The 21,143-nt window shown below is 71.1% G+C and carries 20 protein-coding genes; 12 read left to right on the top strand and 8 right to left on the bottom strand.

Annotated features, from left to right (window positions below; genetic code table 11):
- Window positions 1-125: 125 nt before the first annotated feature.
- Window positions 126-1,244: a S1 family peptidase gene (locus BJ999_RS32855; protein ID WP_179836854.1), complete on the top strand. Its 1,119-nt coding sequence runs from the start codon at window positions 126-128 to the stop codon at window positions 1,242-1,244.
- Window positions 1,245-1,472: 228 nt separating this feature from the next.
- Here the strand turns inward: BJ999_RS32855 and BJ999_RS32850 are convergent, their stop codons facing one another.
- Window positions 1,473-2,825, bottom strand: a complete 1,353-nt coding sequence (locus BJ999_RS32850; protein ID WP_218935339.1) for a serine/threonine-protein kinase — start codon at window positions 2,823-2,825, stop codon at window positions 1,473-1,475.
- Window positions 2,826-3,040: 215 nt separating this feature from the next.
- Between BJ999_RS32850 and BJ999_RS32845 the strand changes: the two genes are divergently transcribed.
- Window positions 3,041-3,433, top strand: a complete 393-nt coding sequence (locus BJ999_RS32845) for a VOC family protein (protein WP_179836853.1) — start codon at window positions 3,041-3,043, stop codon at window positions 3,431-3,433.
- Entirely contained in the window at window positions 3,430-4,305 is an 876-nt protein-coding gene (locus tag BJ999_RS32840; RefSeq protein ID WP_179836852.1) for a sigma-70 family RNA polymerase sigma factor, read from the top strand. Before BJ999_RS32845 ends, BJ999_RS32840 begins: the two co-directional genes overlap by 4 nt.
- Before the next feature lie 101 nt (window positions 4,306-4,406).
- Here BJ999_RS32840 and BJ999_RS32835 read toward each other — a convergent pair whose 3' ends face one another.
- Window positions 4,407-5,396 (bottom strand): BtrH N-terminal domain-containing protein, encoded by a 990-nt coding sequence (locus BJ999_RS32835; RefSeq protein ID WP_179836851.1) that lies wholly within the window; start codon window positions 5,394-5,396, stop codon window positions 4,407-4,409.
- Window positions 5,397-5,715: 319 nt separating this feature from the next.
- On the bottom strand, window positions 5,716-7,296 hold the full coding sequence (locus tag BJ999_RS32830; protein WP_179836850.1) for an MDR family MFS transporter: 1,581 nt from the start codon (window positions 7,294-7,296) through the stop codon (window positions 5,716-5,718).
- Between the two features lie 111 nt (window positions 7,297-7,407).
- Here BJ999_RS32830 and BJ999_RS32825 point away from each other — a divergent pair, with 111 nt between their 5' ends.
- The 9 genes from BJ999_RS32825 (at window position 7,408) to BJ999_RS32785 (ending at window position 15,666) form a co-directional block, all read left to right on the top strand.
- The gene (locus BJ999_RS32825) at window positions 7,408-7,962 is read left to right on the top strand and encodes a TetR/AcrR family transcriptional regulator (RefSeq protein WP_179836849.1); all 555 of its coding nucleotides are present in this window, start codon (window positions 7,408-7,410) and stop codon (window positions 7,960-7,962) included.
- 169 nt (window positions 7,963-8,131) lie between these two features.
- Window positions 8,132-8,374: a cytochrome P450 gene (locus BJ999_RS32820; RefSeq protein WP_268247848.1), complete on the top strand. Its 243-nt coding sequence runs from the start codon at window positions 8,132-8,134 to the stop codon at window positions 8,372-8,374.
- A 140-nt stretch (window positions 8,375-8,514) separates the two neighbouring features.
- Complete coding sequence (locus BJ999_RS32815; protein WP_179836847.1) at window positions 8,515-9,687, top strand: ROK family transcriptional regulator; 1,173 nt, start codon at window positions 8,515-8,517, stop codon at window positions 9,685-9,687.
- Window positions 9,684-10,655, top strand: a complete 972-nt coding sequence (locus BJ999_RS32810) for a hypothetical protein (protein WP_179836846.1) — start codon at window positions 9,684-9,686, stop codon at window positions 10,653-10,655. Before BJ999_RS32815 ends, BJ999_RS32810 begins: the two co-directional genes overlap by 4 nt.
- A complete protein-coding gene (locus BJ999_RS32805; protein WP_179836845.1) occupies window positions 10,643-11,452 on the top strand; it encodes an ABC transporter permease in 810 nt (269 codons plus the stop codon). Before BJ999_RS32810 ends, BJ999_RS32805 begins: the two co-directional genes overlap by 13 nt.
- Window positions 11,449-12,270 carry an ABC transporter ATP-binding protein gene (locus BJ999_RS32800; protein ID WP_179836844.1) on the top strand — a complete coding sequence of 274 codons (822 nt, stop codon included), beginning with the start codon at window positions 11,449-11,451 and terminating at the stop codon, window positions 12,268-12,270. The genes BJ999_RS32805 and BJ999_RS32800 overlap by 4 nt, the downstream gene beginning before the upstream one ends.
- Before the next feature lie 2 nt (window positions 12,271-12,272).
- Window positions 12,273-13,271: an aliphatic sulfonate ABC transporter substrate-binding protein gene (locus tag BJ999_RS32795; protein WP_179838971.1), complete on the top strand. Its 999-nt coding sequence runs from the start codon at window positions 12,273-12,275 to the stop codon at window positions 13,269-13,271.
- The gene (locus BJ999_RS32790; protein WP_179836843.1) at window positions 13,268-14,788 is read left to right on the top strand and encodes a sulfatase family protein; all 1,521 of its coding nucleotides are present in this window, start codon (window positions 13,268-13,270) and stop codon (window positions 14,786-14,788) included. Before BJ999_RS32795 ends, BJ999_RS32790 begins: the two co-directional genes overlap by 4 nt.
- 380 nt (window positions 14,789-15,168) lie before the next feature.
- On the top strand, window positions 15,169-15,666 hold the full coding sequence (locus BJ999_RS32785) for a beta-class carbonic anhydrase (protein ID WP_179836842.1): 498 nt from the start codon (window positions 15,169-15,171) through the stop codon (window positions 15,664-15,666).
- Window positions 15,667-15,720: 54 nt separating this feature from the next.
- Here the strand turns inward: BJ999_RS32785 and BJ999_RS32780 are convergent, their stop codons facing one another.
- The 5 genes from BJ999_RS32780 to pdxR form a co-directional block, all read right to left on the bottom strand.
- The gene (locus BJ999_RS32780; RefSeq protein ID WP_179836841.1) at window positions 15,721-16,836 is read right to left on the bottom strand and encodes an LLM class flavin-dependent oxidoreductase; all 1,116 of its coding nucleotides are present in this window, start codon (window positions 16,834-16,836) and stop codon (window positions 15,721-15,723) included.
- 25 nt (window positions 16,837-16,861) lie between these two features.
- A complete protein-coding gene (locus tag BJ999_RS32775; protein ID WP_179836840.1) occupies window positions 16,862-17,650 on the bottom strand; it encodes an ABC transporter ATP-binding protein in 789 nt (262 codons plus the stop codon).
- Complete coding sequence (locus BJ999_RS32770; RefSeq protein ID WP_179836839.1) at window positions 17,634-18,677, bottom strand: taurine ABC transporter substrate-binding protein; 1,044 nt, start codon at window positions 18,675-18,677, stop codon at window positions 17,634-17,636. The genes BJ999_RS32775 and BJ999_RS32770 overlap by 17 nt, the downstream gene beginning before the upstream one ends.
- A 38-nt stretch (window positions 18,678-18,715) precedes the next feature.
- Complete coding sequence (locus BJ999_RS32765) at window positions 18,716-19,495, bottom strand: ABC transporter permease (RefSeq protein ID WP_229810538.1); 780 nt, start codon at window positions 19,493-19,495, stop codon at window positions 18,716-18,718.
- Window positions 19,496-19,587: 92 nt separating this feature from the next.
- Window positions 19,588-21,015 carry a MocR-like pyridoxine biosynthesis transcription factor PdxR gene (gene pdxR, locus BJ999_RS32760; protein WP_476723716.1) on the bottom strand — a complete coding sequence of 476 codons (1,428 nt, stop codon included), beginning with the start codon at window positions 21,013-21,015 and terminating at the stop codon, window positions 19,588-19,590.
- Between the last annotated feature and the right edge of the window lie 128 nt (window positions 21,016-21,143).

The raw sequence follows: 21,143 nt of genomic DNA, 5'->3' as shown, positions 1-21,143 counted from the left end.
GATCCAGACGCGCCTGCGCCCTCACGACCCTCACGATCGTCACGTCGGCCTGCCTGTCCGATGCCGCGACGGCCGCTTCGCTCCGCCCGCCACGCCCGGAGGGATCGGACGCCGTCCTCAAGGCCATGGCACGTGACCTGCACATCGACGAAGCCGCCGCCCGCCGCCGCCTGGCGGCCGAGAACGAGGCGGCCAGGACCGAGGCCGCGGTCGTGCCCACCCTGGGCAGGACCTACGCCGGTTCGTGGTTCGACCCCGGCAGCGGCAAGCTCGTCGTCAACCTCACCGACGCGACAATGGCAGCGTCGGTGCGCAGAGGCGGAGCCCTTCCCAGGATCCTGCCGAACGGCCATGGCCTTACCGAACTCAACGCCATCAAGACCGAACTCGACGAACTGGCCGAGTCCGAACCGTCCGCGGTCGCCGGAGTGAGATCGTGGGGCGTCGACCCGGTCACCGGCCGCGTCGTGGTCACCACCCTCGCCGGGCGCGAGCGCGGCCAGCTCGCGAAAAGAGCGCTCGCCCACGGCGGCGCTGTACGGTTCGAGACCACCACGGCGCCGGCCGTCGCCACCGAGTGGGCGGACGGTGGCGAGGGCATCCAGTCCGGAAACACCCCGTGCTCCCTCGGATTCAACGCTCGGCTGACCTACTCCGACCTGCCCGGAGTCTCCGACCCGGTCATCATCAGCGCGGGACACTGCGCGACCGCCGCAGAGGCCTACGGCTTCGGCAACGCCCGCTACGAGGAACCGACCAAGACATCGACGATTCTCGGGCGCTGGTGGCTGGTCAATCGCGATCACGACTGGGGCGTCATCGGTTCGATCAGGACCGACTACTGGAGCCAGGGTCCATGGATCTCCCTCCACACCCCTTTCGACGGCGTCCTGATCGTCCATGGAACCCAGCAGCGGCCCATCGGCAGCTCGATCTGCAAATCGGGCTTTCGGACCGGTATCACCTGTGGCGTCATCCGCAACCGCGGCGAATCCGTCTACCAGACCGACCAGCACCGGACCGTCTACAACCTGACCCGTGACACCACCTGCACTCGACCCGGCGACTCCGGCGGTCCCCGCTACACGGCCGATGGCGAGGCTCAGGGAATAACCAGCACAAGCGCGCCGGTGTCCCCAACCGACGATCGATGCCTCCAGGACATCGGCCAGGAGAATCGCAGCTGGTACGTCGAAATCACCTACATCCAGGGCTACACCGGCGCACGCGTCACCACGGGATAACAGCGATCGGACGTACGAAAGACTTCGACGTCGCTGAGGGGGAACTGCCGCCATACGAGCGGGGTGGGGGTGCCTCCCGGCCGGACGTTCTCGACACCACGGTCGCCGACAGGCACCTCATCCCCGTGACCCACGGGTCACCCGGACTCCTCGCTGCTCGACGCCGAAGCACCGAGATCTGGTTCGCGGGCCGTAGGCTGCCCGAGCCAGATCGATGGCCCGCCGGGCTCAGCTGACCTCGATCTGCAGGAGGGTCCTGTCGTCGCGGAGTACCACCTGGGCCTTGACGACGCCCGGTACGCGGACGGGTTGAACGCCGATGATGCAGCTCTTGCCGTCCGGGGACAGCGCCGGGGGGTGCACTGCCGCGATGCCGGGCCTGGTCGTGAGCCATTCCGTGATGGCGGCGAACTCCGCGCGATCCGCGGTGGTGGCAGGACCGGAGCACCCTGACGTGCACCTGCGGGCGCCGGTGAACGTCACCTCCGCTCGGCTGCCGCCCACCTTCCTCGCCGATGTACGGGTGTAGCCGCTGGGCGCTCCCAGCTTCTCGGCGATGCTCACATTGTTCTCGTAGGTGGAGTCGCCGCCGGTGAGGATCACGGATGCGGACACCGCCACAGCGGCCACGACGGTCACCGCCGCGGCGACCAGCGCCACCCACAGGAGTTTCCCGCGCTGAGCCGCGGGCGACATCGGGGGCGGCGGCTGGTGGGCGAACCCCTGCGCGGGTGCGCGGCCGGGCGCCGCGGCATCTGCCGGTGGACCGGAACTGAGCCGGGCCAGTGTCGCGCGCACCTGATCGGCGGTAAGCCGCTGGGCCGGGTCCTTGCGGAGAAGGCCGCTGATCACTGGTTCCAGGGGACCGGCGCGGACGGCGGGCGCGGGGTCTTCGGTCGCCACGGCGACGAAGACCGCTCCGGTGCTCGTGCCGCCGAACGGGGGACGGCCCTCCGTGGCCGTGTGGAGGGTCGCGCCCAGCGACCACAGGTCGGTGGCGGCGCTCGTCGGAAGGCCCCGCACCTGCTCGGGGGACATGAAGGCGGGGGTCCCCATGATCTCGCCCGAACGGGTGAGGGTCGCATCGTCCTCAAGGGCGGCGATGCCGAAGTCCGTCAGGACGACCCGGTCGCCTTCCAGGAGCACGTTCGCGGGCTTCACGTCCCGGTGGGTGATGCCCGCTCGGTGCGCCGTATGGAGGGCGTCCAGCATCTGCAGGCCGATTCCCGCCGCCTGCCGCGGTGTGAGGGGCCCTTGGGACTTGAGCAGGTCGTCCAGCGACCCGCCGTGGACCAGCTCCATGACGATCCAGGGGCGCCCGTCATCTCCGGTGACCAGGTCATGGACGGTGACGATGCCGGGATGCTTCAGCCTCGCGGCGGCGCGTGCCTCCCGGTCCAGCCGCGCGATCAACCTCGCCCGCTGGGCGGCGCCCAGCTGCTCGGGAAGCCGGAGCTCCTTGACGGCCACGTCCCGGTCCAGCTGAACGTCGCGCGCGTGCCAGACGGCTCCCATGCCGCCCTGCCCCAGGAGATCCGTCAACCGGTACCGATGGGCGAGGACCTGGCCCAGATCACTCACGGGCCGACCCTAGCCGTCCCGCTGACGAACAGACAACCGTGTTCATTCGACTGCGCCGCAGGCCCGGCTCACCCGGGGGCGCGCCGAAGCGCTACCTGCGGAAGCCGCTGCGGTTGAAGGGCCGGCGTCCTGTTACCTTCTCCCGCCGGCACTCGTCATGGATGTGACGACGGAGGACGAACGGTCGTCGCACCGACGAGTGAATCGAGAACGGGATGCTGACCAACATCATGTACGTGACCGTCTACGTCACCGATCAGGACCGAGCGCTGGGGTTCTACACCGAGGGACTCGGCCTGGAGAAGCGGATCGACTTCCCGGGGCCCGACGGACGGTTCCTCACCGTCGGCGTGCCCGACAGCCCGGTACAGATCATCCTGTGGTCGCACGCCGCCGGCGCGGGACGGCCGGGGGGCGGGGGCCGGCATGCCGCGCCCGGTCCGCTGATCCTCGAATCCGACGATCTGCGAAAGGACTTCGAGACCATGCGCCGGCGCGGCGTCACCTTCGATGAGCCCGAACCCGAGGACTACCCGTTCGGGGTCCGCATCGAGGCGGTGGACCCGGACGGCAACCGGATCTCGCTCCGGCAGCAGCGGAAGCCGTGACCGCCCGCCCCACCGGCCTGGTGACCGAGGCGTTCGAAGCCCAGCGGGACCGGCTGCTCGCCGTCGCGTACCGCGTGCTGGGCTCGCACGCCGACGCCGAGGACGTGGTCCAGGAAGCCTGGATGCGCCTCGTCCGCCAGGACGAGGCGACCATCGCCAACCTGGCGGGCTGGCTGACCACCGTGGTCGGCCGGATCAGCCTGGACCTCCTGAGATCTCGCCGCGCCCACCCCGAGACCGCCTACGGGCAAGAGTCCGCGGACCTGGTGGTGACGCCCGCCGACGGCCCCGCGCCGGACGAGCAGGCGGCCCTGGCCGACTCGGTCGGCCTCGCCCTGCTGGTCGTGCTCGACTCGCTCACCCCGAACGAGCGCCTGGCGTTCGTCCTGCACGACATGTTCGCGGTCCCGTTCCACGAAATCGGTCAGATCCTGGGCAAGTCCGCGGGCGCCGGCAAGATGATCGCCAGCCGCGCCCGCCGGAAGGTCCAAGCCACGGACCGGCCGGCGGATCCCGGCCGCGAGCACCGAGAGGTCGTCCAGGCCTTCCGCGCCGCCGCCCTCAGCGGCGACTTCGAAGCGCTCCTGCGCGTCCTGGACCCGGACGTGAAGCTGACCGTCGACACCCCCGACGGCGTGGTCGTCACCCTCGGCGCCACCACGGTCGCCGCCCGCGCCCGGATGTTCTCCGGCGAGGCGGCCCGCCACCGGCCCGTGCTGGTCAACGGCATCCCCGGCCACATGTCCTGGCGCCCCGACGGCACCCCTCTCTCCGTCATCGCCTTCACCGTCACCGGAGGCCGGATCACCGGTATCCACATCGTCGTCGACCCGGCCAAACTCGCCTCGATCCGTCTGCCCGCCCCGGCCTGAGCCGGTGCCGTCCCGGCATACGCGGGTCATCCCGGGCCGACCGACCGAGTTCCGCGTCCGGCCGTGGCCAGGGTTCTGCAACCTGCCAGGACGGGGTCGCGTCAGTTCCCCAGGCGGCTCAGCACCTGCATGGCCTCGCGCTCTATGCGTGAAAGATCGTGGAGGACGGTGCCTGCCTGGACGAGGCACTGCGCATCGCCCGACTCACCGGCTTTCGTGACCAGCGCTGCGACTTCCGTCCACAGGCAGGCCGCCTCGCTGTACAGCTCGTGGCCGGTGCGCAGGCGGCCGCTGTCGACCAGTTGGGCGCATTCGGCGAGGAAGTCGCGGTAGATGTTACGGAACAGGGCGCCGCCGGTGCCCGCCTCCTCCATCAACAGGGCCGCCTGCGGCAGGTCCCGCTGCGGGTCGTCGGTCCGCTGGAACCAGGTGCGCACCAACGTGCCGGCCTTCTCGATGCCGCGGTGACCGAGGTTGGCGATGGGCGGGTTGAGGAAGGCGTCGGCGCAGGCGGTGATGGCGGGAATGATCTGGCCCTGCGGGGAGGGCAGGCCCTTCGCAGCGGTGAGGGTGAAGGACCGGTGCTTGGCGGTCATCGGGCCGCGCGCGGCCCTGGCCTGGGCGAGGCTGGTCAGACTGGTGGACACCGCGCCGCCCTGCTGGTCGGTGTCCACCAGGTAGGCGTTCTGGTCGTCGTAGCCGTACATGGCGACGACATGACCGCCGAAGTGCACCTTCGACCCGAAGTAGTCCAGGTAGAAGCTGTCGAGCTGCAGTCCGACAGGGTGGCCGTCGTCGATGGAGGCCACCACGTTCTCCCAACCCCTGCGGGGCGAGGTGGTCTCCTGGACCAGGAGTTCCAGCCCGAGTCCGGCGGCCAGGTTCCTGGTGAGGTCGAACGGCTTGACCCGTCCTCCGAGGAAGGGAAAGCCCATGTTCTTGCTGTCCCAGTAGATGAAGGAGAGGCCGGAGCCGAGGCCGAAGAGCATGGGCTCGGACAGATCGAGTCCTTGGTGCCGCAGAAGCACCCCCAGCGCCGTCGTCTCGCAGTGCTGCGCACCGCGGGCATCGATGTCTCTTACCGTGGTCATGCCAATGCTCTCTTCGAAGGGATGACCAGCCGGGTCATCAGCACATCCTGCTGTGCCTCCGCCGGTCCGAGGAGTGGTTCGTCTCGCACGCCATCATGGTGAACCCTCCCACCGGGGGAGAGTCCAACCCGCACCCCTTGACCCACGACCGCACGTCCGACCAGCCGAACAGGTTCGCGACAGCCGGGCGAACGCGCGGGCCATGATCTTGGATCTCGGCAGCGGCGAGGGGGCTTCGACGTTGCAGCGTCGGCGCCCGGCCTGAATGAGACAGGGGCCGTCCTCCTGGGAGGACGACCCCTGGTGGTGCTGCGGCGGGTCAGACCGTGACGGGTTCGGTGAGTGCGCGGTCCTCGGGGGCGGACTGGTCGGCGGCGCCGCCGCGCAGCGGGGTTTCGCGGATGAACCAGGCGGCGACGATGGCCAGCAGCGTGAACGCGGACGCCCAGAGGAAGACGTTGTGGACACCTGAGGTGACCGCGTGCTCCACGGCGTCGCGCACGTCGACCGGCATCCGCTTGAGCAGCGCCGGAGTGAGCTGGCCGCCGCTGCCCGAGATCGACTCGCCTGCCTGCTCGCCGAGCCGGTCGGTCAGCGCACCGGTCAGGTGGCTGCTGTAGATCGCGCCGAGGATCGACACGCCGAGCGAGCCGCCGATCGTCCGGAACAGGGTGGCCGCGCCGCTGGCCGCGCCCATGTCCTTCATCTCCACGCTGTTCTGCGCGATGAGCATCGTGTTCTGCATCAGGAACCCCATACCGGCGCCCAGCACGAGCATGAACAGCCCGGTGGTCAGCCGGGTGGAGCCCACGGTGAGCTGGGCCAGCAGCAGCATGCCCGCGGTCATGAACACGCCGCCCACGATGGGGTAGACGCGGTAGCGCCCGGTGCGGGTCACCAGCTGTCCGACCGCCATGGTGGTGACGAGCATGCCCATCATCAACGGCAGCAGGAGCAGGCCGCTGTTGGTGGCCGAGGCGCCCTGCACCAGCTGCTGGAACTGCGGCAGGAAGGTCACCGCACCGAACATCGCGAAGCCGACCAGGAAGCCCAGCACCGAGGCCAGAGTGAAGTTACGGCTGCGGAACAGGCTCATCGGCAGGATCGGGGACTCGACACGCAGCTCCCACAGCACGAACAGCGTCAGCAGGACGGCTGCGCCGGCGCCCAGGCCGATGATCGTGGCGGAGGTCCAGGCGTACTCCAGACCGCCCCAGCTGGTCATCAGCGACAGGCAGACGATGCCGCCGGTCAGCAGGGCCGCGCCGGCATAGTCGATGCGGGAGGTGCCGCGAGGACGCTTGGGAAGGTGCATGGTCAGCGCGGTGACCACCAGGGCGAGGGCGCCCAGCGGCAGGTTGACGTAGAAGGCCCACCGCCAGCTGAGGTGGTCGGTGACCAGGCCGCCCAGCAGCGGGCCCCCGATGAACGCCAGCGGCATGACCGCGGCCATCAGTCCCTGATAGCGCCCGCGCTCGCGGGGCGGCACCAGGTCGCCGATGATGGCCATCGCCCCGACCATCAGGCCACCGGCGCCCAGTCCCTGGAGACCGCGGAAGGCGATCAGCTGCATCATGCTGTGCGCCATGCCGGCCAGTGCCGACCCGGCCAGGAACAGCACGATGGCGGCCATGAACATGCCCTTGCGGCCGTAGATGTCACCGAGCTTGCCCCAGATCGGCGTCGCCGCGGCGGTGGCGAGCGTGTAGGCGGTGACCACCCAGGACAGATGCGCCAACCCGCCCAGCTCGCCGACGATCGTGGGCATCGCGGTGCCGACCACCATGTTGTCCAGCATGGCGAGCAGCATCCCGATCATCAGCCCGCTCATCACGATGTAGATCTGGCGCTTGCTCTGGGGAGCGGCCCCCGCCCCGCTCTCCGTCTGTGTCGTACTCATCCCGGTCGTCCCTCCATCGTACTTACCTGCCGCCCGGCTAGTTTGCTTACTTGCCGTACGGTAAGCTGGAAACTAGCCGGGCGTCAAGTAAGATTGTTTGGGGAGGACGTGATGACCCGCCGACGAAGCGACACCCGCGAGCAGATCCGCAGGGTCGCCCTGGAGCTGTTCGCCGAGCAGGGCTACGAGAAGACCTCGCTCCGCGAGATCGCCGAACGGCTCGACGTGACCAAGGCGGCGCTGTACTACCACTTCAAGACCAAAGAGGACATCGTCGCCAGCCTCTTCGCGGACTTCCACGCCGAGGCCGAGGAGCTCCTGGAATGGGCGCGCGGGCAGCAGCCCACCCCGGCGTCACGACGGGAGTTCGTGCGCCGCTATGCCGAGATCATCCAGGGTCCCGGCAAGGAGATGCTCCGCTTCATGCAGCAGAACGAACCGGCGGTACGGGACCTGAAGGGCGGCGCCGACCTGCGCGCGCGCATGCAGTCGTTCGCCGAATTCCTGGTCGACAAGGAGACGAGCCTCCCGGACCAGATCCGCGCCCGCCTGTCCATCCTCACCCTGCACATGACCCACTTCGCCATGCGCGACACGGACATCGACGAGAACGAACTGCAGGACGCCGCACTGGAGGTCGCCCTCGACCTCATCCCGGACGAATAGGCACGCAGCCGCCGTCTTCCGTCGCTCAGCGAACCGGAACTGGTCAGCCTGACCACCAACCTCATCGCGGCCGGTCACGAGACGACCGCCAACCTGATAGCCACCGGGAACTTCACGCTCCTGACGGACGGCGTCTACTCCGGACTGGCCACGGTCGCCGCGCCGATGGCTGAGGGACTGGTCGAGGAACTCCTGCGACATGACACGCCCGCCGCCCGCTCAGCACATGACCTTCGGGTACGGTGCGCACTTCTGCCTGGGCGCCCGACTCGCGCGCCTCGAGGTCACCACAGTGCTGAGCGTCCTGCTCGCCGAGTTCCCCGCTCTGGAGCTCGCGGTCCCCGCATCCCAGGTGGATTGGCGCAAGAACGCACTCGTCACAGGACCCAAGGGCCTGCCGGTCCGCTGGTGAGGCGCCCGCTGTGCGCGCTGCTGTGACCCGCCTCACTCTTTAACCTACTAAATCTGTATGGAAAATCGTTAATTTCGTTGTTACTCTCCACTCTCACCAGCGGAGATTTTGTCCGGAGGCACGACAGAACGGTGGGCGGTATGGCATCCGGCGCGGAGCCCGGTGTCCTGGAGCTGGTCCGCCGTGGGCACGAGGAGCGGATCCTGGCGCTGCTGCGCGCCCGGGGGCCGCTGAGCCGGGCCGAGATCGCCCGGTCGTCCGGGCTGTCCCGGTCGACGCTGTCGGAGATCGTCAGTGCGCTGCTGGAACGCGGCGCCGTGGTCACCGCCACGGCGGAGGCGACCGGACGGCGCTCTCCGGGACGCCCGGCGGAGCTGGTCACGCTGAACCCTGCCGCGGGCCGGACGCTCGGGATGGACTTCGGGCACCGCAGGGTGCACGTCGCGGTCGCCGACGCCGCGCAACAGGTGGCCGCCACCGGGACCCGCTCTTACGCCCGGTCCACCTCATGGGGGCGGCGGGTGCGCATCGCCTGCAACCTGGTGGATTCGCTCCGGGTGGACCTCGGGCCGCTCACCGGTGTCGGGGTCGGTGTGGCCGGGCCGGTGCCCCGCGACCGGGACGGACGCCCGGACGGTGCGGCGCGGCAGGTCGCGGAGGCTGTCGGCGAGCATTTCGGCGTGCCGGTCGTCGCCGACAACAACACCCGGCTGGCGGCCCTGGCGGAGGCCGCGCGGGGCGCCGGGACGGGATCGTCCGACGTCGTCTACGTGCGGCTCTCGGACGGCGTCGGCGGCGGGATCGTGGCGGACGGCCGGCTGCTGCGCGGCGCCGCAGGAACGGCCGGGGAGATCGGGCACGTGCCGGTGGACGCGGCCGGACCGCCCTGCGGTTGCGGAGGACACGGCTGCCTGGAGGCTTACGCGTCGGTTCCCGCCGTCCTGGCCGCCTGCGGCGGCGCCGACCTTCCCGGTGCGCTCGCCGCACTGGACGCGGGGGACGCCGCGGCGCGGGCGGCGTTCGATCGGGCCGGCCGGGCGCTCGGCCTCGTCCTCGCCGGGGTCTGCAACACCCTGGCCCCCGAGCGGGTCGTGGTGGGCGGTGAACTGGCGGCCGCGGGCGAGGCGATCCTCGGCCCGGCGGAGGAGGCGCTGCGGCGGCACGCGCTGCCGATGGTCCGCGCGGACCTGCGCCTGAGTCCCGCCAGCCTCGGGCCCGAGGCGGGCGCGCTCGGCGCGATCGCCCTGGTGGCCCATGAATCCCCGCTGCTGGCGGGCTATCCGTTTCTGATGGCAGGAGGGACCCCCGCATGACCTTCGACCCCGAGGCGGGCGTCACGGTGTTCGAGCCCGAGCGGGCCGAGCCCGGCTACTGGGTGGGCTGTCCCGGCGTCCTGCGCGACGAGGGCCGCCACCTGATGACGTACAGGCGCCGGCGTCCGCGCGGTGCCGCCGGCACGGAGCGGGGCTGGCGCTGCGCGGTCGCGGTGAGCGCCGACGGGCTGGAGTTCGAGGACGTCTGGGCCGTGGAGAAGGGCGAACTGGCCACGCCTTCGATGGAGCGCTTCAGCCTGTACCGGCGACGCGACGGCGTCTACCAGCTGTATCTCAGCTACGTGGACCCGGCCGACGGCAGATGGCGGATCGATGTGGCCGAGGCCGCGGCGCCGGACGGCTTCGACGTGGCGGCGCGGCGCCCGGTTTTCACGGCCGCGACGACCGGCACGCAGGGCGTCAAGGATCCGCGTGTGGTGCGCACTGCGGACGGGCGGGTGGTGATGCTGGTCAGCGCCGCGCGCGCCGCGCTCTCCGAGCGGGATCTCGAGCGCGCCCACGCGACCGCGGACATCCACAACACGGGCCTGTCGGACTCGGTGTCGGCGCTCGCCGAGAGCGCCGACGACGGGAGGACGTGGGAGTGGCGCGGGATCGTCTTCGAACCGGGAGCGGGCTGGGACCGCTGGGCCGCCCGCCTCAACAGCGTCGTGGAGACCGGCGGTGGATATCTCGGGTTCTACGACGGCGAGGTCGACCACACCCGCAACTACGAGGAGAAGACAGGCCTCGCCTGGTCGGCCGACCTGGCGGACTGGAAGCGTCTGACGCCCGACGGGCCGGCGGTCGTCTCGGCGTCCGGAACGGGATCGGTGCGCTACGTGGACGCCGTCCCCCAGGGCGACGGGCGGCTGCGCCTCTACTACGAGATGACCCGTGCGGACGGCGCCCACGACCTGCGTACGCTGGAGCTTCTGTCGGCGGAGGTGAGCCGATGGGTGCGGTGACCGCGCCGGCGCCATCGCCGGTGCGCGACGTCCGGCGCCGCAGCGTGCCGCCCCGGCTCCGGGGCCCGGCGCTCAACCTCCTCACGCTGCTGCTCGGCATCGGGCTCTGGGCGGTGCTGGCGGGATTCGGCGTCCAGGGGCTGCCCGGTCCCGTCCGGGTGGCCCAGCGCGCGGCCGAGCTGATCGGTGACGGGACGCTGGCGGGCGACGCGCTGGCCAGCCTGCGCCGGGTGTTCCTCGGCTTCGCGCTGGGGACGGTCCTGGCGGTTCCGGCCGGCTTCCTGATGGGCTGGTACGGCGTGGCGCGCGGGCTGCTGGAGCCGTGGGTGCAGTTCTTCCGGACGGTCCCGCCGCTCGCGATCATTCCGCTCGCCATCGTCGTGCTCGGCATCGGCGAGACGCCGAAAGTCCTGGTGATCGCCCTCGGCGCCTTTCTGTCGTGCGTGATCTCTACTTTTCAGGGCGTGATTGGGGTGGATCCCACACTGGTCAACGCGGCGCGGGTGCTGGGCGCGGGGGACCGGGTCGTCTTCGCCCGCGTGGTCGTCCCCGCCTCGACCCCGTTCATCGTGGTCGGGATGCGCATCGGCCTCGGTTCGGCCTGGGCCACGCTGGTGGCGGCCGAGCTGATCGCTGCGCAGGAGGGCCTCGGCTTCCGGATGCAGCAGGCCCAGGTGTACTACGACCTCCCCACGATCTTCGTCGGGCTGATCACGATCGGTGTGCTCGGCCTGCTGATGGACCGGCTGCTGCTGCTCGCCGAACGGCGCCTCGGCGGCTGGCAGGAGCGCCGGTGAACGCGGCGCGCCGGGACGGCGCGGGCGCCGCGGCGACCACGCCGGACGCCGCCAAGATCGAGTTCCGTGAGGTGGGGAAGGTCTATCCGGCCGCCGCCGGAGCCTCCGTCACCGCGCTCGACCGGGTCGCCCTCGGCGTCGCCGACGAGGAGTTCGTCACCGTCGTCGGCCCGTCCGGATGCGGCAAGAGCACGCTGCTCGGCGTCGCCGCCGGGCTCGTCCCACCGACCTCCGGCGAGGTCCTGGTGGACGGCCGCGCGGTCGCCGGTCCGGGCCCGGAACGCGGTGTGATCTTCCAGCAGTACGCGCTGTTCCCCTGGCTGACCGTGCGCGGCAACGTCGAGTTCGGGCTGAAGATCGCCAGGGTGCCGCGGCGGGAGCGCCGGGCGCGGGCCGAGTACTTCATCGACATGGTCGGGCTGGGCGACTTCGCCGACGCGCACCCGCGGACGCTGTCCGGCGGGATGCGGCAGCGCTGCGCGCTCGCCCGCGCCTACGCCGCCGAGCCCCGGATCCTGCTGATGGACGAGCCGTTCGGCGCCCTGGACGCGCTGACCCGCGTCCGCATGCAGGACCGGCTGCTCGACATCTGGAGCCGGGAGCGCCGCACGGTCCTGTTCATCACCCACGACGTGGACGAGGCCGTCTACCTCGGCGGCCGGGTGGTCGTCATGGCGGCGCCCGGCCGCGTCCAGGAGGTCGTGGACGTCGGCCTGCCCCGTCCCCGCACCGAGGAGGTGCGGCTGTCCCCGGAGTTCGCGGAGATCCGCAACCGCATCTGGCATGCGGTCTACCACCAGGAAGGGAACACAACGTGAGGATGCGCACCGCGCTGGCGGGTCTCGCCGCGGCCGTGCTGGCGCTGTCGGCGGCCGGATGCGGCGACGACGCCAAGGCCGGGTCGGGCGGGTCGGGGGAGAAGGTCCGGTTCGGCTACATCGCCGACTTCAACGGCTCCAGCCTGCTCGCGATCGCGGAGAAGCAGGGCCTGTGGGAGAAGCAGGGCCTCAAGCCCGAGACCAAGGTGTTCACCAACGGCCCGCTGCAGATCCAGGCGCTCGGTGCCGGGGACCTGGACGCCGGCTACATCGGGCCGGGGGCGTTCTGGCTGCCCGCGTCCGGCAAGGCGAAGATCCTCGCGGTGAACGGACTCGGGTTCGCCGACCACGTGATCGCGCAGCCCGGCCGGGGCATCAAGACGGTCGCCGACCTGAAGGGGAAGAGGGTCGGCGTGCCGGAGGGCACGTCCGGCGACATGATCCTCTCGCTCGCGCTGAAGCGGGCCCGCCTGACCGTCAAGGACGTGCGGAAGGTCGCCATGGACCCGACGACGATCGTGTCGGCGTTCGTCTCCGGCCAGATCGACGCGGCCGGCATCTGGTACCCGCTGATCGACACGATCAAGCAGCGCAAGCCGGACCTGGTCGACCTGGCCGGCGATCGCGACTTCTATCCGGCGATGAGCTTCCCGAACGCCTTCGTCAGCGCTCCCGACCTGCCGAGCCGCAAGCCCGAGCTGACCACCAAGGTGATCCGGGTGCTCCAGGAGGCCGCCGACTACCGCGCCGGGCATCGGGACGAGACGATCAAGCTCACCGCGGCGTTCATGAAGCTGCCGGTCGACAAGGTCGAGGCGGACGCCGCCAACGGCGAGTACCCCACCACCGCCGACCTCGTCGCCAGGACGCAGGACGGGACGGTCGCCAGGTGGCTGGACGGGCTGGCGGCGCTGTTCGTCGAGTCCGGCAAGCTCAAGACCGTGCCCAAGGCCGACACCTACTACGCGGGCGACCTCTACACGAAGGCGGCCGGGAGATGACCGGACCGGGGGAGCGCCGGAACATCCTGTTCCTGATGACCGACCAGCACCGGGTGGACACCCTCGGCTGCTACGCGCGGGACGGCTCGGTGAGCACCCCGCACCTGGACGGCCTGGCGGAGACGGGAACGCGCTTCGACCGGTCGTACACGCCGACCGCGATCTGCGCGCCCGCGCGGGCGAGCCTGCTCACCGGGTACGCGCCGTTCCGGCACAAGCTGCTGGCCAACCGGGAGCGCAACGTCGGCTACACGGTCGAGCTGGCCGACGGCCAGTTCACCTTCGCCGATCCGCTGGCCAAGGCCGGATACAACCTGGGCCTCATCGGCAAGTGGCACGTCGACGCCGAGCGGAGCGCGGGCCACCACGGCTTCGACGGCCCGCATCTGCCCGGCTGGCACAACCCGGTGGACCATCCCGACTACCTCGCCTACCTGGAGGAGCGCGGGCTGCCTCCCTTCGCGATCACGAATCCGATCCGCGGGACGCTGCCGAACCGCAGGCCGGGCAACCTGCTGGCCGCGCGGCTGAGCCAGCCGCTGGAGGCGACGTTCGAGCACTACCTGGCCACCCGCGCGATCGAGCATCTGGAACGGTACGCCGAGGACCATCGGACGGGCCGCCGCCCGTTCTTCCTGGCGACCCACTTCTTCGGCCCGCACCTGCCCTACCTGCTCCCGGACGAGTACTACGACCGCTACGACCCGGCCGCCGTCGAGCTGCCGGCCTCGGTGGCCGAGACGTTCGCGGGGAAGCCCGCCGTGCAGCGCAGGTACAGCGAGCTGTGGACCTACGACACGCTGCCGGAGGAGGTGTCCCGCGAGCTGATCGCCGTCTACCGCGGCTACGTCGCCATGATCGACCACGAGATCGGCAGGATCCTGGCCGCGCTCACCCGCCTCGGTCTCGACGACTCGACGGCGGTCCTCTTCACGGCCGACCACGGCGAGTTCACCGGCGCGCACCGGCTGCACGACAAGGGGCCGGCCATGTACGAGGACATCTACCGCACGCCCGGAATCGTGCGGGTCCCCGGCGCGCCCGCGGGACGGGTCCGCGAGGAGTTCATCGGCCTCACCGACCTGACCGCCACCATCCTCGACCTCGCCGGGGAGGACGCGGCACCGGCGGTCGACGGGCGCAGCCTGCTGCCCCTGGTCGAAGGCCGCGACGTCCCGTGGCGGCAGGAGTTCGTCGCCGAGTTCCACGGCCACCACTTCCCGTACCCGCAGCGGATGATCCACGACGGCCGGTACAAGCTCGTGGTGAACCCGGAGTCCTGCGACGAGCTCTACGACCTGCACGCGGACCCGCACGAGCTGCTCAACCGGATCGACCATCCGGAACTGGCGGACGTCCGGCGCCGCCTCACCCGGCGGTTGTACGAGCTGCTGGTGGAGCGCGGCGACAACTTCCACCATTGGATGAGCGTCATGTCCGACACCGGACCGCTCGACCACGACCCGACGCTGTCGGCGTTCGAGCGAGGCGCCGGCGTGTACGGCGGGAAGACGTAGGCGCGGCTCGCCCGTCCGCGGACAGACGTCGGCTTCGGACGCAGGTGAGACGGCACTCGTCGCCGCGGCGGCGCGAGGACGTTCCCTGTCACCTGTCACCTGTCACCTGTCACCTGGCGCCCGGGTCCCGGCCGGATCGGGCGGTCCCCGCGTCCAGGAGGGGGACGGCGTCCGGCAGGCAGCGCGCGACCCGCGTCGCGGAGCGCCGTCCAACGGAGCGCGCGCCGAGCGGGCTCAGCGCCGGTGCGGTCGAAGGCAACGCGCCCCTGGCTTATTAGCAACTATTCCTACTTGTTTACTTGGTATATGCTCCTCCCCATCCGGAGGCGACCGCCGGAGCGGCCGGACATCGGGACTTCGCGCAGGATGAAGGAGGACTCATGAGCACGACGGACGGATTCCTCGCCAACGCCGAGCGCTACGCGGCGGGCTTCGGCAAGGGCGACCTGCCCCTGCCGCCCGCCAAGGGGGCGGCGGTGGTCGCGTGCATGGACGCCCGCCTCAACCCCTACGGGCTGCTCGGCCTGTCGGAGGGGGACGCGCACGTCATCCGGAACGCCGGCGGAGTGGTCACCGCGGACGTGCGCCGCAGCCTGGCCATCAGCCAGCGGCTGCTCGGCACCCGCGAGATCGTCCTGGTCCACCACACCGACTGCGGCATGCTCACCTTCACCGACGACGGCTTCAAGGCCGCCGTCCAGGACGAGGTCGGCCTGAAGCCGGACTGGTCGGCCGAGGCTTTCACGGACCTGGACCAGGACGTCCGGCAGTCCATCGGCAGGATCAAGGCCGACCCGTTCATCCCGCACACCGGCGCGGTGCGCGGATTCGTGTACGAGGTCGAGACGGGCCGCCTGCGCGAGGTCAAGCCCCGCTGACCCCGCGGGCCGCCGCGGCGGCGGCCGAGGCCGAACCGCACCGCCGCGCGTCGCTCATCCGGTGACCTGTCCCGACACGAGCCCGGCCGGGCCGGGCGCCAGCCGGGGAATGACGTACTCCCCGACGCGGTATGCCTCCTCCAGGTGGGGCCAGCCGGAGAGGATGAACTCCTCGATCCCCAGGTCGGCATACTCCCGGATCCGCTCCGCCACCTCGTCGTACGATCCGACGAGGGCCGTCCCGGCGCCCTCGCGTACCAGCCCGACGCCGGCCCACAGGCCCGGCGCGACCTCCAGGCTCCGTGCGTCCGTCCCCTTCACCGAACCGCCGTGCAGTGCGGCCATGCGCTGCTGGCCCGTCGAGTCGAAACGGGCGAAGCGCTGCTGCGCGGCCTCGATGCGGGCCGGATCCATGCCGGCCAGCAGGCGTTCGGCCTCCGCCCACGCCTCCGAGGCGGTGTCGCGGGCGATGACGTGCAGGCGGATGCCGAAACGCACATGCCGGCCCTCGGCCGCGGCCAGCGCTCGCAGGCGGGCGGCGCGGGCGGCGATGGCCGCGGGCGGTTCGCCCCACATCAGAGCGACGTCCGCATGCCCGGCCGCGACCTGTTCGGCCGCCGGGGACGCGCCGCCGAAATAGACGTCCGGGATCGGGTCGAGCGGTGCGGTCAGGCCGTCCTCGATCTTGTAGTGCTCGCCGTGGAAGTCGTACCGACGGCCCGTCCAGGTGCGGCGGAGCACGTCGAGGAACTCGGCGGTACGGGCGTAGCGGGCGTCGTGGTCGAGGAAGTCTCCGTACGATCGCTGCTCGACCGGGTCGCCGCCGGTGACGACGTTCAGCAGCAGGCGGCCGCCGGAGATCTCCTGGAAGGCCTGTGCCTGCTGGGCCAGGAGAGTCGGCAGGGTGAAGCCCGGACGGAACGCCACCAGCAGCTTCAGCCGTCCGGTGTGCTGGGCGACCGCCGCGCAGACGATCCACGGGTCCGGGCAGCCCGCGCCGACCGGGGTGAGGGCCGCCTCGAAGCCGGCGTCCTCGGCCGCCCGCGCCACCTGCGCCAGGTAACGCACGCTGCCCGGCCTGCCCGGCGGGCGGTGCGCATCGGTGCTCATGATGGCGGTCCGTACCTCGTGGCCGTCGCCGGTCGTGGGCAGGAACCAGTGCAGACGCATGGCGATCCTTCCTGATGGTGGGGGGTCAGGCGGCGGCTTCGCGGACGGTGGCGGCGATCTCCTCGCGCAGCGTGAGGAAGTCCTGGTGCGCGTGCGGGTCGTCCTCGCCGGGCAGCGTGGAGGCCCTGTCGAGGACGATCCGTCCAGGGCGCTTGCTGAGGACGATGACGCGGGTGCCGAGGAAGACGGCCTCGTCCACGCTGTGCGTGACGAACAGGACGGTCTTGCCGGTCTGCTGCCAGATGCGGCGCAGCTCTTCCTGCAGCCGCTCCCGGGTGAGGGCGTCCAGCGCGGCGAAGGGCTCGTCCATCAGGAGGATGTCGGGGTCGGGTGCCAGCGCCCGTGCGATGGCCGCGCGCTGCTGCATCCCGCCGGACAGCTCGTACGGCCGCCGCGAGGCCGCGTCGGCGAGGCCGACGAGCCGCAGGAGTTCGTCGGCCCGCCGGTCGCGCCGAGCTCTGGGGGTGCGGGTGGTGCGCAGACCGAATTCGACGTTGCGGCGCACGCTGAGCCACGGGAACAGGCGCGGCTGCTGGAAGACGATGCCGCGATCCGGGCCCGGCCCGGTGATCGGCGCGCCGGCCGCGAGGACCTCTCCTGCGGTGGGCTCGGCGAAACCCGCGACCAGCCGCAGCAGGGTGCTCTTGCCGCAGCCGGACGGGCCGACGATGGTCACGAACTGCCCGGCGGGGATGTCGGCGTCGACGTCCCGCAGCGCCTGCACGGTGGCGGGGTCCCGCAGGAGTCCGCGCCCGCCGCCGAACACCAGCGAGACGTTCCGGAGGGAGACCGCGGGATCAGCTTGGGAAGGCATCGCCGAGTTCCTTGGTGGCCAGGCCTTGCTGGAAGACGCTCAAGGCCGGGACCGAGGGGAGCTGGTTCTGCGCCTTGAGGAACTGGGCGGTGCTGTGGAGAGTCTGCGCGAACGCGCCGGGCTTGGCCGCCGTGCCCAGGTACTCCGGTCCCGCCTGCTGCTCGCCGTCCAGCAGGATGAGCTGGTCGATCTGGCGCGCGGCCTCGGCGGGGGGCAGGTTGAGCTGGCGTCCGACGGCGGCGGCCGCGCCGTCCCTGTCGCCGCGGATCAGTTCGACCGCCCGGTCCTGCTGCTGCAGCCAGGTGGTCAGCGCCTTGGGGTACCTGTCGGCGAACTCGGTGCGCACCACGGCGAGGTCGGCGGTCACCTTGCCCTTGGCGGCCAGGTCCTTGCTGGTGATGAGGACCTTGCCGGTCTTCTCCAGCGTGCCGAGCACCGGCGTCCACACGTACGCGGCGTCGATGTCGCCGCGTTGCCAGGCGGCCTGGACGTCCTGCGGCTCCAGGTCAATGATCTTGACGTCGGACTCGGCGAGCCCGGCGTCCCGCAGCGCGGCCAGCAGGCTGTAGTGGGAGGTCGAGGAGAACGGCGTGGCGATCTTCTTGCCCCTGAGCGCGGTGACCGACGTGGCCTCGCGCGCCACGAGCGCCTCGTTCTCGCCGATCACGTCGAAGATCCATGGCACCTTGTACGTGATGTTCAGCGGGGCGGAAAGGCCCTTGGTCACCGGGCTGGACCCGGCCAGCCCGATGTCGAGCGAGCCGGCGATCATCGCGGTGTTCACGTCCCCGCCGGAGTCGAACCTGGACCAGGTGATCTTGGTGTGGGGCAGCGCCTGCTCCAGCCATTTCCGGTCCTTGACCACCAGGTCCCCGTTCGGGATGAGCTGGTAGCCGATCCGCAGTGTCTTCGGAGTGCCGTCGCCGTTGCCGCCGCCGGCGGCGGCCTTGCTCGCGCCGGTGCCGGAGGAGCAGGCGGCCAGTCCGAGGCAGAGCGCGGCGAGGACAAGTCCGTAGGTCTTCTTCAAAGTCGTGCCTCTTGCTTCTCTTCGGGTTTCGCAGGGGGTCAGGACTTGCCGCGCCAGGGGACGAGGCGGCGTTCGGCCAGTTGCAGCAGGCCGTCGATGAGCAGGCCGGAGGCGCCGATGGCCAGCAGCCCGAGCACCACGACGTCGGTCTGGTTGTAGCGCTGGGCGTCGCGGATCATGCCGCCGATGCCGGGCACCCCGTTGACCGTCTCGGCGGCGACGACGGTGGTGTAGGCGACGCCGACGGCGACCCGGACGCCGGTGATGACCTCGGGCAGGGCGGAGGGCAGCACGATGTTCAGCGGGATCTGCCACCGGCGTGCCCCGAGGGACCGGGCGGCGAAGACGTAGTCCTCGTGCACCCCGCGCACGGCGTCGGCGGTCGCCACGGCGACCGGTGGCAGGGCGGCGACGAACAGCAGCGTCACCTTGGGCGCCTCGTCGATCCCGAACCAGATGATCAGCAGGCTGAAGTAGGCCAGCGGAGGCAGCGTGCGCACGAACGTCACGAGCGGCCCGAGCAGCGCCCGCACGGTCGGCACCAGGCCGACGACCAGGCCGAGCACGATCCCGCCCGCCACGCCGTACAGGCTTCCCAGCAGGATGCGGCGCAGGCTGACCCCCAGGTGCTCGTACAGCAGGTGGCCGCTGTAACCGCGCACGCCGTCGTGCGTGGTGGAGGTCTGGATCAGCTGATGCCACACCGCGCCGGGCGGCGGGACGAACACCTCCGACCAGATGTGCGCGGCCGCGACGGCCCACCAGACGGCCAGCAGGGCCAGGACCCCGCCGGCTCTGAGTACCAGGGCACGCGCCACCTTCCCCACACCCCACTTTTCAGATCAAACTAGTCGGAAAAGGATGCTATTGGTTGTGTGGTGCCGTGCAAAGAGCCAGTTTCGAGTGATCCTCAGGTACCAGATGCCATGCGGTCCGCCTCCGCGGCGAGCAGCGCGATCCCGGCGTCGATCCGCGCGGGGTCGATCGCGCCGAACCCCAGCTTGATCCAGTGCCTGGGCACCGGCGGGGCGAAGAAGAACGTGTCGCCGGGCTCGATGAGCACACCGCGCGACGCGACGCGGGCGGCGAGCTCGCGCGTGTCCAGCCCGTACGGCCCGCCGATCCAGACGCTGACCCCGCCCGCGCGCGGACGCATCGCCCAGTCGGGCAGGTGCCGCCGCACGGCGCCGACCACCTCCTCCCAGCGCAGCCGCAGCGCGTCGCGCAGGTGCCGCACGCCGCGCCGGTACTCGCCGGAGGCGATGAGCAGGCCCAGGGCGCGCTGCTGGTGCCCGGACGGGTGCCGAACGGTGTAACGGCGCAGGTCCCGCAGGTGCTCGATCAGAGCGGGCGGACCGTGCACGAATCCCAGCCGCAGGCCCGGAGCCAGGAACTTCGAGAAGCTGCCGAGGTACACGACCGCGTCGGGGCCGAGCGAGGCGAGCGCCGGGGACGCCCTGCCGACGAAGCGCAGCTCGCTGTCATAGTCGTCCTCGACCACCACGATGTTCCGCTCGTGGGCGAGTGCGACCAGACGTTGCCTGCGCCGGCCGTTCATCGTGACGTTCGAGGGGTAGTGATGGGTCGGCGTGGTGACGACCATCCCGACGTCCAGGAGCCGCTCGTCGACGATGAGACCGCTGTCGTCCACTTCCCCGGCGACCAGCCTCGCCCCGGCGCGGGCGAGGATGTGCCGGGCGTCCGGATATCCGGGGTTCTCGACCAGGACCCGTGTCCCCGTCCGTACCAGGGCGGTGGCGACCAGGTGCAGCGCCTGCTGGGAACCGATGGTGACCAGGACCCGGTCGGGGGTCGCGGCGACGCCCCTGCCCGCGAGGATCTGCTTGCAGATCATCTCGACCAGCAGCGGATCGTCGGCGTCGATGCCGTCCTGAAGGCTGTGGCGCCGGTGCTCGGGCCGCAGCGCCTCCTTGAGGCAACGCAGCCACGCACGCTCGGGGAACGTCTCGGGCGGCAGGTGCCCGGTGACGAACGGATACCGGTAACCGTCCCAATCCACCGGTTTGCGGATGTGCGGCAGTTCCGCGAAACCCGGCGGCGGGGCCAGCCGGTCCAGCCAGCGAGGCGCCGCCGGTACCGCCGGACGGGCCGCCGGGCGTACGGCCATCTCATCGTTGACGACGTAGCCCGACCGGGCCTGCGCGATCACGAAGCCGTCGGTGACCAGCTCCTGGTACGCCTGGTTGACGGTATTGCGCGACACGCCCAGCTCGACGGCCAGCTCGCGGGAGGACGGCAGCCGCCCGTCCTCGAACCGCCCGGCGAGGATCGCCTCCTCAAGCCCGCGCCGCACCCGTCGATAGAGCGGCTCTTCCACTCCGCCGTCCGAAACCGGAAACAACCCCACACCGCGTCAGCCTAAAGGCCGACCGCTGGCGCGCCGCTCGACGCCAACACAAAGGGAACCGCCGCAACCTGGCCGGCAGCATCCTGGAACCCGCTCCC

The sequence above is a fragment of the Actinomadura citrea genome, from assembly GCF_013409045.1.
Taxonomy (GTDB): domain Bacteria; phylum Actinomycetota; class Actinomycetes; order Streptosporangiales; family Streptosporangiaceae; genus Spirillospora; species Spirillospora citrea.
This window is presented reverse-complemented; position numbering and strand designations above follow the sequence as displayed.